This is a genomic window from Romboutsia sp. Marseille-P6047 (assembly GCF_900604535.1).
Taxonomy (GTDB): Bacteria; Bacillota; Clostridia; order Peptostreptococcales; family Peptostreptococcaceae; genus Romboutsia_E.
In genome coordinates, this window is the sequence record NZ_UWOT01000001.1 from 366,248 (window position 1) to 380,742 (window position 14,495).

Consider the following 14,495-nt stretch of genomic DNA (forward strand, 5'->3'; position numbering starts at 1 on the left):
TACTTTTAAGTAACATCAAAGTATTATTTAAATTATAAATTTTCATAATTTTAGTTATCATATATTTTTATTTCATATTATCTTTGCTAAATTTTCACTTATTTTATATGTATCTACTAATTTACTCATTATTGTGTATATTTCTTTATCATTTCCAATATCTGTACATACTTTAAGTTTTTTTAATGCTTTACTTAGTATGCTATAATTTATATCAATTGGATTTCCTATATAAATTTTTTTATTATCTGTACTCCTAAGCCCTTCCTCTTCCATTAATAACTCTTCATAAAGTTTTTCGCCCGGTCTAAGGCCTGTAAATTCAATATTTATATCAATTCCTGGTTCAAACCCACTTAAAGTAATAAGATTCTTAGCTAAATCTAAAATCTTTACAGGTTCACCCATATCAAGTACAAAAATCTCTCCACCTTTAGCCATTGCACCTGCTTGCATAACTAGTGAAACTGCTTCTGGTATTGTCATAAAAAATCTTGTTATATCTGGATGAGTTACCTTAACTGGACCACCTTCTTCTATTTGCTTTTTAAATAATGGTATTACGCTCCCATTACTACCGAGTACATTTCCAAACCTAACTGCAACAAAGTCAGTACTACTTATTTTATTCAAACTTTGAATTATCATCTCACAACATCTTTTAGTTGCACCCATTATGTTAGTTGGATTAACAGCCTTATCAGTTGATATAAGTACAAATTTTTCTACATTATACTTACTTGATTTTAACGCAACATTAAGTGTTCCAAATATATTATTTTTTACAGCTTCACAAGGACTATTTTCCATTAAAGGAACATGCTTATGAGCAGCTGCGTGAAATACAACTTGAGGATTATAATTCCTCATTATTCCATCGATTCTATTCTCATCTCTTACAGATGCTATAATTACATCTAAGCTTAAACTATTACCATACTTTGTTATAAGTTCTTGCTGAATTTCATATGCATTATTTTCATATATATCTAATATTACTAACTTTTTAGGTGAAAATTTAGAAATTTGCCTACATAGTTCTGATCCTATAGATCCACCTCCACCAGTCACCATAACTGTATTTCCCTCTAAATATCCACTTATTTCTTCTAAATTAATTTTTACAGGATCTCTACCAAGTAAATCCTCTATATCTACATCTCTTATTTTCTTTATATCTACTTTTCCATCTATAATCTCATAAATACCTGGTATTGTTTTTATCTTACACTTAGTATCTTTACAGTATTCGATTATTCTTACTTTTTCTTGTTTTGGTATATTCGCTATACTAAATATTATTTCTTCTATATTATGTTTCTCTACAATCTCTTTTATTTGATGGCATGTCCCTAATATAGGAACATTGTAAATATTTTTACCTATCTTTTTTACATCATCATCAACTATGCATACAGGTAACTTTTTTAAATTTAGATTCTCATAAAGTTCTTGAATAATTAATCTTCCTGCGCTTCCAGCTCCGACAATTAAAACTCTCGTAGACGTATGAGACTTATTCATACTCATATAAGAAGACATTCTCCTGATTCCTCTATAGCTAACTCTTGAGCTCACTGTCATAACAACTAACATTAAGCTATTTACTGTATAAAATAGTGAATTAAAGTTGTAACCTAATATTATATTTCCTATTGAAACATATACCACGCAAAGTAAACCTGATATTAGTATATTAGATATTTCTTTTTCTCCTCCATAGTTCCAAAGGCTGCTATAACAACCCCTTTGAAAAAGAGATAAAATATTCGCAACTATATATACAACTACAGGAACTATTGAATTCCCATAATCATATGATTTAGTTATTCTTTGAGATAAAAAAAATACAATTATTGTAATTATTATATCTACAATAACTAATAATACTTGTCTAGCCTTATATATATCTAAACGATTATGGATATGTGTCTCTTCATTTTTTAACTTAAACTCCAAATTAATCAACTCCAAACTATTCCAACTTTATTTAAGCTCTTCTTTTATTTTTAAATAACCTAAATTTTCTATCATCTTCATAGTCGTAATATCCATAATAACTATAACTCTTATACTCATTTGTTTTAAATTTATTTAATACCACACCAATTATATTTGCATTAACTTTTTCAAGCCTATCCTTAGTAACTTTTACTTGTGATTTTTCAGTTTCTTTAGATGCTGCAACAACAACAGTTCCATCTACGTATTGCGCTATTATACATGCATCATTTACTCTACCTACAGGTGGAGAATCTATTAATATATAGTCATATTTTTCTTTTAAGTACTCTATTAATTTTTTCATTTTTGATGACTGTAATAATACTGCTGGATTGGCTTTAAAAGTTCCGCTACATAATATATCTAAATCACCATCTTTTTGTACACATATTTCAAGTTCTTTATTCTCATAGATTATATCTGATAGACCTTTAGTATTTTTACTTAATCTAAAATACTTGTTTATACTTTGTTTTCTAAAGTCACAATCTATTACTATAGTTTTTTTATTGTCTAATTCAGAGAAACACCTAGCTATATTTGCTACTGTTGTAGTTTTTCCTTCATTCATCTCTGAACTTGTAATTAAGATTGTCTTTATATTTTCATCTACTGTTAAAAATGTTCTTATTCCCCTATAAGCTTCATTTATTTCATAGTTTCCGTCATTATATTTTGCTACGTTATCGTATCTAGATACATCATTTTTCTTTTTATTAAACATAATAATCCCCTCTTTATTTATACTTCTTCAGCCGTTCTTATTTTCGAAGATGATGATTTTACTTTACCTTTTGATTTTCCGCTATCATAAGGTATCATTCCTATCATAGGCACTCCCCAATATTTTTCTACATCATCAGGAGTTACGACTTTATTATCTAATACTTCCATAAGTAAAGCTACAAATATTGCAATTACAAGACCTGCTAATGTATATTTAGGTAAAGTTGTATCAAGTCCTTTACTTACTAAAGTTGGCTCTGTTGCTTCAAATAATAATTCTACACAGTCTAAGCCTATTACTCTTTGTAATTCATTATTAAAAGCTTCTGGTATTGCATTTGCTACTTTTTGAGCTATTTGAAAATCTGTGTTAGTTACCGTTATGTCTATAAATTCAGGTATTTTTTCTTGTGGTACCACACTTATATTTCTTGATAATGATTCAGGTGTCATGTTTAAGTCAAGATTTTGTATAATTTCAAGCAATGCTCTTTTTGATGTTGCTAAGCTAGAATATGATGTCGCTATATTTTGATTTAAGTTTGAATTTGATATTGAATTCATAAATATTGACTGATTATTTGATTCTTCGCCTTCAGTTTCTTTATACGCTTTCATGTTGTTTATTCTTACTGATACTGTTGACTTAAATACTGGTACGTAAGATTTATCTCTTTGGTATGTTAAATATGCTCCTCTTCCTATACAAAGTAGTAAGATTATTATTACTGCTATTTTTCTTCTTTTAAATATTTCCAAATATTCTCTAATATTTATACTTTCTTGCATTTTATCCCCCTATATTTTTTCCCTTTATTATATAATTCTATGATTAATTTTATCAGTCTAATGTATCCAAAGTAAATTATGCTAAGGTTGTACTTTTTTATTTTTAAATATACTACTTTAGTATTATATTTAAAAATAAAAGATAATAAAAAACCGATTCATAATAGTTGGATATTACTACGAATCGGTTAATCATAACTAAATTGCATTATTTATAAAAATTTTAACTCTAAACAATACTTTCCATATATAATATCTATCCATGAAGTAAAGTAAAGAGTATAAACTTTCTATTAATTTATCTTTGTATTTCATATTAGATTTTAAGATATATTTAAAAGGTATTCTAATACTATCTAATATTTTATAATTTTGGATATCTTTCTCACTATCAAATATAATTCTATACATGCTATTTTTTTTCACCCTTATAAATTTAATTACTATAGAGATATAATTTTTATTCTTATATTTATCAATATTTGAATACATTGATTTTACCATCTTAAGTTCTTTTTGTAATAAATCATAATCACTCGCTTTATATGATAATGAGCCACTTACAATTCTCCAGTAGTATAATTTTTCATATGTAACCACTAACTTATCTATATATCTTAGTATATTAAACTTAAATATGGTATCTTCTCCATATTGCAAAGATTCATCGAACTTGATATTATTTTTTTTAATTATCTCAGAATCTATAATTCCACCCCATATTGTTCCTGAGTATAATAAACTATTCAAGCTATCATATGATATATCATAAACTGTATAATCACATGCTTTATCTCCTGATAAAACTAGTTCTTTTTTTCTTTCATATCCTCCATATACTATTTTGTAATTATTACGCTCTGCAATATCTACTAGTATTTCAAGAGAATTTGACTTTATCATATCATCAAAATCTAAGAAATATATGTACTTTCCTTTTGATAATTCAATACCTAAATTTCTACTATTTGATACACCTTTTCTCTTATTTTTAGTAATTATTTTATAATTACATTTTGATTTTTAATATATCTTTAGCAATACTTAAACTATTATCTTCACTGTTATCATCAATTATAATAATTTCAAAATTTTTATAGGTTTGTTTTATACATGATTCTAAACATTCTTTAATATATAATTCAACATTATACATTGGGATTATAATACTTACTATTGGATTCATTCATCTCCTCCATAATATATCTTAATCAATATAAATAACTTATAATGTTACACTCTTTGGCTTAGTAACTTTTGCTATTTTTAGTATTATACTAAGTATATATTTAAATTCACTTGATCTATAAAATATAATTAAATATATTATATTAGGAATGCTAACACATACTATTCCCTTTACAACTAAAGACATAAAATCATTAGCTATATCTATTAAGTTACAAATATTAGTTGTGACTATCCCCGCAATTATAGTCAAAAATATATAATAAACATACTTTTTAAAATATGCTTTAACTGGCTTGTTAAAAACATCTTTAAAAACTATTTTAGGTTGAATTCTTAAAGGTATTAGTATACTACTAATAGTAGTTCCCATAAATATTCCTGAAAGTCCCCAATATTTAACAAGTATTATAGACGCTACTAGATTTATTGCTGATTCTATAAGAGGTTGATACTTATCTTTATCATAAATACCTGCTTTCTGTTTAAATGTTCCTATAGAATTTCTAAGACCTGATATATAAAAGTTAATCAATATTACTATTAATGTTAATTTATCAAGAAGCAATCCTCTTCCAAAACACCAATCTATAAATGGCTCTAATAAATTATATAGAGATATTGCACAAAATGAATATATCCAAAAATTTATTAAATACATTACATTAAAAATTTCATAAATTTTTTCTTTACATTCAGTAGCTATTAAATTACCTATACTATTTCCCATACCATTTAATAATGGTGTTAATAGCGATGCTAATTGAGATATAACCATTGTATAATTTGAATATAATCCTACTGTATTTATATTAATAAATGTAGATATCAATAGATTATCTGTTCCAAATACACAGTATCCTCCTATATTATGTAAAAATATAGCCTTTACATTCGTTACTAAGTTTTTCTTAGTATCTTCATCTACATGATAATTATCTTTTGTATTAATATATTCATATCTATCACTTACAATTTTTCCATTATATATATTTTGAAGAATAAATATGCCTAAATCTATTAGTAAGTATAAGATATAATTTTTAGTTAATTTTAATATTACTATCTTCGTAAGTGTTGTAATTATATTAAATATAAGATTATATTTCGCTATTATATATCCTTTTTGATCTGCATTTATCAATGACCATTTATGTGCATTTAAATATGAAATAACATTTTTAACAACAAATATAAAATATACAACTCCTATAAATGGAACTGTAGTTCCACCTTTTATAAATCTACCCAATGCTACGTACATTACAGTACTTAATATAAATATAACTATTGCTAAAATGCCATATAGTTTTTTATATAATTGAACTAGAGCAATTACTTTATTGGTATCATTTTCAGCTAACGGTTTATATAAATTGTATACTATACTTGTTCCAATTCCTCCCTCTACTAAACTTAGCATAGATAATATACTAGTTAGTAATCCATTAACTCCTAAATATTCGGTACCTAAACTATTAATAAATACCATCCTAGATAAGAAACCTAGTATAATAATCACTATTTGTGTAATTATACTTACATACATATTTTTTATAGAATTTTGTATCCTCATATCCCCATACCCTCTGTCTTAATATTTAGAATTTTATTTAATACGATTTTTTATAAGCAAATAAGCCAATGAGTATAACCTTCTATCAACCAATATTTTTATATATTTATAAAGTCTAATTTTATCTTTATTATATTCAATAAAATCACAAAATTCTTTGTCACTACATAGATGCTTTAATATATTATTTCTCTCAATTTTACTCATATTATTTTCTTCAAATATAATTTTTTCAAAAACTATTTTATAATGTTCTAAAAACCATATTTCTATATAATCTTTAAGTTCTTCATTATATTTTATTAGTCGAAGTAACTTGTTCATCTCATAATGAGAAGATGATACCTCATATACTAAGTCATTTTTATTTCTTTTTTGTATTCCACCCTTACCTCTTTCTCCTCTATAGTGATACTTTATATCTTTAGATAAATACATAGATTTAGTATTCTGTAAGAATTTCAAATTAAAGCAAAAATCTTCAAAGCATACCATATCTGTATCGAATTTCAAATTATTATTTCTAATTATTGAAGCGTTATATAGCTTTGCGCAAGGAGATAAAAATGGACTTTTTATAGACTCTATAATATAATCTAGATACTTATCAAAATCTTCTTTTTTAATAAAAATCTCTTCAGATACTCCACTTACTTTATCTTGTATCTTTTTCCCATTAGTATATTCCTCTCTGTATACTCCAGAGTAAATAATATCAGCATTACTATCTTTTATCTTACTATATAATTTTTCAATACAATCACTTTCAATCCAATCGTCGCTGTCACAAAACATTATATAATCTCCTGTAGATTCTTTAATTCCTAAATTTCTAGCAGAAGATACTCCTTGATTTTTCTTATGTATAAGTATTATCCTTTTATCTTTAATTGCATATTCATCACATATTTCTCTACTTTTATCGGTTGAGCCATCATTTACTAGTATCACCTCTATATCTTCAAAGGTTTGAGATAATATAGAATCTATACAGCACTTCAAATCCCTTTCAGCATTGTATATAGGAACTATAATGCTTACTTTTGTCTTACTCATAACTTCTCCCATCTATACAATTTCTTATATTTTTATAACTCGATTAATAGCTACTTTAATCAAGGATTTTGTATCATACTTTCTCAAAACATTATATTTTCTCATTAGCATATATTGCCTTATACCTGATTTTATATCTTTATACTGCATGGATATATCAAACCTATCAACTATATATTTTTTATAAAACATATTAAAGTACATTTTTCTATCTTTATCAGTCATAGAAATACTATCTAAAGTATTTTTTACTATGTCTAAATGTTCATTACATCTTTTTATTTTCTTCTCTTTACTGTCATCTCCTGTAGACATACTATTTTTATAAATAATATAATTATATAAAGGTTCATCTAAAAAACCTCTTTTATACTTATAGTAAACTGGTAGTAACATCTGCCAATTTTGACCTCGTCTTGCTGGATATATCTCTCGTTTTGGATTTACATCTAAAAAAACTTCTGATCTTACCATATGGCATCCGCAGCAAAATATAGATTCTGACTTAAGGTGATGCTCAAACTGATATTCATCTTCATGGTGTTTAAATTTATCTGTTATCTTGTATATAACTGTGCTTAAATCATCTTCATTATATACATTAGCATTAGTTGTAACGCATCCATATTCTTTATATTTTTCAAGAAATTCAACTTTTTTTTCGACTGATTGAGGATGAAAGAAATCATCTGCATCAGCCCAACATAGAAAGTCACCTTTAAAATGCTTAAGACCTGTATCTATAGCTCCACCTAATCCTTTATTTTCTTGATATATATATATTAATTTCATACCTTCATTTTTAAACTTATATTCATATGAAAGTACTATACCTTCTGTATTATCTATTGATCCATCATTTACAAATATCAACTCTATATTTTTATAAGTTTGATTTAATACCGAATCTAAATAACGAGATACTACTTTTTCTCCGTTATAACATGGAGTTATAATACTAACTAATTTATTACTCAAACTTTATCACCCCTAAGCTATCTCATTATTTGCTCAATTTCATTTCTTGCTAAAAGTCCTCTTTTTTTGTAATCTGGCATGAACTTATTTAAGTGATCTCTTATATTATCTTTTCTATCATAAATCCATTTAAATGACTCTACTAAATCATTATCTTTTTTTAAACTTTGTACTGGAAGTACATAGTTTTCATATGTCCCAAATATATCTTTTGCTATTCCTCTTGCTTTAACTGAATATCCTATCACCAATGTAGGTACACATGTAGAGTAAGCTGCTATTGTAGCATGAGTTCTCGCTCCAATAAATAATTTACAGCGACTTATATAGCCCTTTAACTCCATACAATTACAATCATCTATCATAATAACTCTATCAGTTTTTTTGAATTTATCATATAATGCTCTAAGTGGTTCTCTATCATCATTCGACTCCCATATAACATGTGGTATTAATGCGATATTTGAAGTCGTATTTTTTAAAATATAACTTATTAGATTTTCATAGTTTTTCATTGTTATACCTTCGTATGTTTCTTTTCTTATAATTAAAGGACTTAAATTAATTCCAATTGTATCATTTTCCTTGAACCCACATGGTAGGTCTAACTCTAACTTATCTAAATTAAATGCGGGATCTGGATACAACTTAGTATTTTTATTAACCTTATTTAAAGCTTCGTAAGATATACTTTCTCTAGTAACTATTAGTGAATATGATTCTATATCTTTTGCTATTTTAGGTTCTTCCATTAACTTTGGCTCAACCGAACAGCCCCACAAAACTGTTTTATATGCTTTTTCTCCATACATCTTATGTAGCTCTACATGATTTTGCACGTCGGAATAACAATACGTATCCCCACCTATAGCAAATGCTATTGTATTTTCATCTATATATTTTTTTCCATCTGTAAATTGAAGTACATCCATTTTAGCAGTATCATTTTTTATTTTTAATGATAAATATGCATTAAAAAAGCTCATAGATTTTTTATTAATTGGATTTTTACCCGCTTTTACATCTATGATTTCATTAACTTTATATTTAATATCTTCATCTTCTGCATGTGAAAGTAATTTCATTTCACATATTCCATCTAATATCTTTGAGGTCCCTCTAACAATTGCTTCACATCCATGATTTTTACTGCCACTATGCGAATATAAAACTATCTTTTTCATAATACTCTTATCCCCTAATTAATCTTTTTGCTATATTTTTCATTGAACTTCTTATCTTTAAAAGTAAATATACATAATAAAATTTTCCATATATTGTACAAGTAACAATTATATTTCTAAATGTTGGTTTTAAATTTATATGTAAATTATTTATTATATGTTCATCATCAATAATTTTTTTTACTAAGTTCTTAATATTACTTTTTTCTAATTTACTATAAAATACTACAAAAAATACATAATTAAAAATTCTATCATCTATTATTTCTTTATTTTTCCCATGATATCCTTTATTTTCTGCTATAAATCTCTTTATTTTTAATATTATATTAAGCTGAACATAGTAGTCTATATCTTCATCCTTCTTTGATAAAGAACAATTATCAGCTTCTTGTAAATAATTAAATGATATATAGTTTGTAAAGTAAAAATCATTTGAATATTTATATATATCTATAAAAAAGTCTAAATCTTCAGCAAGTACTATATTAGTATTAAATTTAATTCTATTATCAGCTATAATACTTCTTTTTATTAACTTATTTGAAATCCATCCATAGTATCCTGTTCCAAATTGATCTTTTGCAAAATTATCAACTATATCTTGCTTAACTACATCATTTCTATATCCTAAATCAACCAAATTTAATATCTCATCATCATGATTCACTTTATTGTAACTAGAAAATAATACATCGTATTTTTTTATATTAAGTATAGATATATATTCACTAAAAGTTCCAGTGTTTATAACATCATCACCATCTATAAATTGAATATATTCTCCACTAGCATAGCTAATACCAATATTTCTCGCGTTAGACACACCACTATTCTTTATTGTATATAACTTTACACGATTATCTTTTATTTCATATTCTCTACATATTTCTTCACTTTTATCATTAGATCCATCATTAATTATTATAAGTTCAAAATTCTTATATGTTTGAGATAATATTGATTCTATTGTTTTATGTAAATACCTTTCTTTATTATATACAGGCATTATAACACTAATTTTTATCATTTTATCCTCCTTATATATAAAGGTATTTAAGCTATTTTTCTTACTAACATATATGGAATTATTAACTTGTACTTTAGCATTAAAGTGCATATTTTTAATTTAATATTTACATTTGGTAGCTTTAATTTATCTAAAGCTCTTCTTGATTCTTTATAAGTTAGTACCTTTTTTATCTCTTTATATTTGTGATAAAAAGATTTATTAGAGCTTCCAAGTTGGTTAGTATAATTAAATATATAATAAATCATATGTAAATCTATTTGTCTTTTGAAATTAAAGTCTCTATTTTTATGAAAATATTCATAAAGTCTATTATTCATATCTACATATACATCCCATGAATCAGACTTATATGTAGTAGATATAGAATTCGGATTATATCTATAGTTATATAAGTAATATCCTTTCATATAATAAAACTATTTGACTTATATCCAACTAACGAACTAAATAGATTATCTTCTGAGTACTTTACTTGTTCATCAAAATATAAATCATTTTCTTTTATAAAACTTGTTTTATATAAACAATGCCAAACAGCTAATAATGGTCCATAATCTATATTCTCTTTCATAATAAGACTTGGATATATTTTATTATAAATATCTTCTTTTAAATATAAACTGCTATCAATATCTAATGTAACTTCCTTTTTACTATCATTATAAACCTTATAATAATCAGACATTACAAAATCAACATTGTTTTCATAAGCCACTTTATACATTTGTTCATACATATTGATTTCAATATAATCATCAGAATCAACAAATCCTATATAGTCGCCTGTAGCTATTTTCATGCCTGCATTTCTTGCCGAACTTAATCCACCATTACTCTTATGTATTACTTTTATCCTACTATCTTTATTAGCATATTCATCACATATCTTTGGACAATTATCAGGAGAACCATCATTTACTAGTATTATCTCGATATCTTTTAATGATTGATTTATCACACTATCTATACATCTATTTAAATATTTTTCAACATTATATATAGGAATTATAACACTAACTTTTGCCATTAATAATACCTCTCATCCTACACAAAAATGATTTACCAAATAATACTACCGCTATTCTTTTTATTATCTTTTTTACTTTTACAGACCATGGTAACCAAGTAACTAAGAAATGATGCTCGCAATAAGTATTTTCGGTATTTCCTCTTATACAATTTCCATAATCATATGGTGAAAAGTATTCCTTAGGATAAATACTTATATCTCCTATTTCTTGATACTTACCATCTCTTTTTAGGCCTCTACTTACCAATATTTCTGTCAATTTTTGAACATTAGTTGTCAGATCTATACTCTTATCTTTATTATAGAAACTTATATTTTCATACCCATTGATAAATTCTTTTATGAGCTCATGTCCAGAAATTGAAGCCATAAAACTTGTAGCAATATACTCTTCTTGCTCAAATCCTAATATACATTTATTACCAAGTAAATCATTAAAAGATTTAAATACCTCTACATCAGTATCCATATATATACCACCATATCTATATAATGCAGTTATTCTAGCATAGTCACTAACATATGCAAATTTCTTTTCTTCATAAGCTTGCCTTACATAATCATTACAATTTATATTGAAATTATTTTCGTTCCATTCAATAAATTCATAATCATCTAAATATTTATGCCAGCTCTTTATACATTCTTGCATTTTTTTTGGTTTCTCATTACCCCCAAACCAGCAATAGTGTATTATCTTCGGTATAGATTTATCCTTCATATTACACCCCCATAAGTGCATATATTTTCTCTACTTCACTTTCATTACTGTAAATTGACTTCTTAGTATTGTCTATTAATCTTTGTTGTAATTCCTTATCTTTAATCAATGTAGCAATACCATTTGCACATCCATAGCTATCCATTGGAACTATAACTCCATCAATACCATCTTTTAGTTGACTTTTAGCTGTTGTAAAATTAGTTATAACTACTGGTTTATTTAATATCTGTGCTTCAATTGCTGCAACAGACTTGCCTTCGAATAAAGAAGGTTGTACATAAATATCACAAGCTTTAATATATGGATATGGGTTCTGTTTTTTACCTAGTATAATTACGTTATTCTGCATATTATATCTTTGAATCTCTTCTCTAATGGCGCTTTCTTCTTTACCATACCCTATTAAATACCACCTTACTTTAACCCCCATATCACACATATATTTACATATTTTAGGAACTGATTTGAAATTTTTAGCTTCTGCAAATCGTCCTATAGAAAGTATTTTTATTTCATCGCCCTCACTTATCATCTCTTTTGAAACATTTTCTTTTTCTGATTCCATCTTTACAATATCTGGTGATATTATATTTTCAATTAAAAGAATTTTTGATTCTAATGATGGGTATTTTTTGATAAAAGATTCAGTAACTTTATCAGAAATAGAAATTATATTATCATAAATAGACCATAACTTTAATTCTGACTCTGTATCCCCTAATAAATGAGAATAGTCAGTGTGCAACCATCCTAATTTTTTAGTTGCGATTGTTTTTTCATCTACAAAATAATATGGAGTAGAAAAACCTATTGCTAAGTCATATTTTTTATCAGATATCATAGGCATATATGATTTAGTGTACTTATAGCTATATTCTATATCTATTGACGTAGGTCCACTTATATTATTTTTTCGTTTATATATTGCTGACTTTGTTTTTCCTATTAAACGCCCAAATACTTGAACAAATAATCCCTTTTTCAAAGCTTCAATTATAGGTATCCCTAAAGCCGTAAACTCTTTTTTTTCTGGAAGAACATTTATGTTCTTAGGTATCATATTCATAAACTCACCATCATGTCTTAATAAAAATAAATCTACATTAAATTTATTCGTATCCATAGTATTTAATAAGCTTATAAGTGCTCTTTCAGCCCCACCTATTTCTAAATTATTTGCTACTATCAATATATCTTTCATTTTTATCTCCCATTTAATTAACACTGTTACACATTTAATTTCAATCTATACTTTATAGAATCTACTTTCTTAGGTTCATATATAAATCTTATAAAGTCACGTTTTAATGATTGAATTTTTTCTTTTTTATGATTAAAATAATTTTCTATTTCAATTCCATGACTTTGATGAAAGTACAAGTCATTGACTAATATATCATCATACTTATCAAATTTATTTGGATATACTAGATACTTATTATATATCTCACTTACATTATTTATCATATTTCTCTTTTGAAAATGTATATACATCACTTCTTCTTTTTTTATCTTATTATTTTCACTATAAATTCTATATGTTTTCCTTCTTCAAAAGTGAATATATTAGTATATTGACTATTATTTATAATCCTAAATGGATGATGCCTAAAATCTATATCAGCTATATACTCACTATTATCAAAAAAATTATACCCAGAATCTATTAACTCTCCTGCAAATCCTTTATGATATCCATCAATAGATTCATCATATCCATATATTGCTGAAGACTTTAACACCATTTTATATGTATCATATTTCATAAAGTTTGTATTAATTTCCTTAGTATTTCGTATAAATGATAAATGCCCCGTTCTAAGCAATTTATCATATTTCTCAAATAAACTATCATCCAAAAACTTATTTATCTCTCCAAATATTAAATCACAATCACAATATCCCCAAAAATCATAATCTTTTATATAATCTTCAAAAATATATCCATAATATGATTTATAATCACAAAGTTTATATGGATTTTTAAGATTTATTTTAAAATCAAATTTAGATTGAAAAAATAGCTTTAATTGGTCAAACGTCTGATTAACCACCTTTATATTCTTTGGTAAATCAAATTTTATATTATTATCTGTAATAATAAGCCAATCAATATCACTATTATATTTACACGACTCTATCCAAAGATTAAAATAATCATTAAACTCTCCAAAATAAGGTAATATCAATATTTTTCTCATAATCCC

Annotated in this window: 14 protein-coding genes and 1 pseudogene; all 15 read right to left on the reverse strand. The window is 25.5% G+C overall.

The features are described from left to right. Window positions 1-72 precede the first annotated feature (72 nt). Window positions 73-1,959 carry a polysaccharide biosynthesis protein gene (locus tag EIH23_RS01780; RefSeq protein WP_122638490.1) on the reverse strand — a complete coding sequence of 629 codons (1,887 nt, stop codon included), beginning with the start codon at window positions 1,957-1,959 and terminating at the stop codon, window positions 73-75. 31 nt (window positions 1,960-1,990) lie between these two features. Next, a complete protein-coding gene (locus EIH23_RS01785) occupies window positions 1,991-2,728 on the reverse strand; it encodes a CpsD/CapB family tyrosine-protein kinase (protein ID WP_122638491.1) in 738 nt (245 codons plus the stop codon). A 17-nt stretch (window positions 2,729-2,745) separates the two neighbouring features. Next, window positions 2,746-3,519, reverse strand: a complete 774-nt coding sequence (locus tag EIH23_RS01790) for a YveK family protein (protein WP_122638492.1) — start codon at window positions 3,517-3,519, stop codon at window positions 2,746-2,748. A 198-nt stretch (window positions 3,520-3,717) separates the two neighbouring features. Beyond that, window positions 3,718-4,521 (reverse strand): glycosyltransferase, encoded by an 804-nt coding sequence (locus EIH23_RS01795; RefSeq protein WP_122638493.1) that lies wholly within the window; start codon window positions 4,519-4,521, stop codon window positions 3,718-3,720. Between the two features lie 7 nt (window positions 4,522-4,528). Further along, window positions 4,529-4,705, reverse strand: a complete 177-nt coding sequence (locus tag EIH23_RS16685; RefSeq protein WP_122638494.1) for a glycosyltransferase family 2 protein — start codon at window positions 4,703-4,705, stop codon at window positions 4,529-4,531. Window positions 4,706-4,744: 39 nt separating this feature from the next. Then, on the reverse strand, window positions 4,745-6,283 hold the full coding sequence (locus tag EIH23_RS01805) for a lipopolysaccharide biosynthesis protein (RefSeq protein ID WP_122638495.1): 1,539 nt from the start codon (window positions 6,281-6,283) through the stop codon (window positions 4,745-4,747). Window positions 6,284-6,316: 33 nt separating this feature from the next. Then, window positions 6,317-7,339, reverse strand: coding sequence for a glycosyltransferase family 2 protein (locus EIH23_RS01810; RefSeq protein ID WP_164488946.1), 1,023 nt, complete (start codon window positions 7,337-7,339; stop codon window positions 6,317-6,319). A gap of 24 nt (window positions 7,340-7,363) precedes the next feature. Continuing rightward, window positions 7,364-8,317 (reverse strand): glycosyltransferase family A protein, encoded by a 954-nt coding sequence (locus tag EIH23_RS01815; RefSeq protein ID WP_122638497.1) that lies wholly within the window; start codon window positions 8,315-8,317, stop codon window positions 7,364-7,366. Between the two features lie 17 nt (window positions 8,318-8,334). Beyond that, entirely contained in the window at window positions 8,335-9,501 is a 1,167-nt protein-coding gene (locus tag EIH23_RS01820; RefSeq protein ID WP_122638498.1) for a polysaccharide pyruvyl transferase family protein, read from the reverse strand. Window positions 9,502-9,508: 7 nt separating this feature from the next. After that, complete coding sequence (locus EIH23_RS01825) at window positions 9,509-10,531, reverse strand: glycosyltransferase family 2 protein (RefSeq protein ID WP_164488947.1); 1,023 nt, start codon at window positions 10,529-10,531, stop codon at window positions 9,509-9,511. 26 nt (window positions 10,532-10,557) lie between these two features. Continuing rightward, window positions 10,558-10,851, reverse strand: a complete 294-nt coding sequence (locus EIH23_RS16420; protein ID WP_206425632.1) for a hypothetical protein — start codon at window positions 10,849-10,851, stop codon at window positions 10,558-10,560. 86 nt (window positions 10,852-10,937) lie between these two features. After that, window positions 10,938-11,561, reverse strand: coding sequence for a glycosyltransferase family 2 protein (locus EIH23_RS16425; RefSeq protein ID WP_206425633.1), 624 nt, complete (start codon window positions 11,559-11,561; stop codon window positions 10,938-10,940). Further along, the gene (locus EIH23_RS01835; RefSeq protein ID WP_122638500.1) at window positions 11,548-12,285 is read right to left on the reverse strand and encodes a glycosyltransferase family 32 protein; all 738 of its coding nucleotides are present in this window, start codon (window positions 12,283-12,285) and stop codon (window positions 11,548-11,550) included. The genes EIH23_RS16425 and EIH23_RS01835 overlap by 14 nt, the downstream gene beginning before the upstream one ends. A 1-nt stretch (window position 12,286) precedes the next feature. Next, window positions 12,287-13,489, reverse strand: coding sequence for a glycosyltransferase (locus tag EIH23_RS01840; RefSeq protein WP_122638501.1), 1,203 nt, complete (start codon window positions 13,487-13,489; stop codon window positions 12,287-12,289). A gap of 26 nt (window positions 13,490-13,515) precedes the next feature. After that, window positions 13,516-14,489 (reverse strand): annotated as a pseudogene (locus EIH23_RS01850) (DUF6625 family protein). Between the last annotated feature and the right edge of the window lie 6 nt (window positions 14,490-14,495).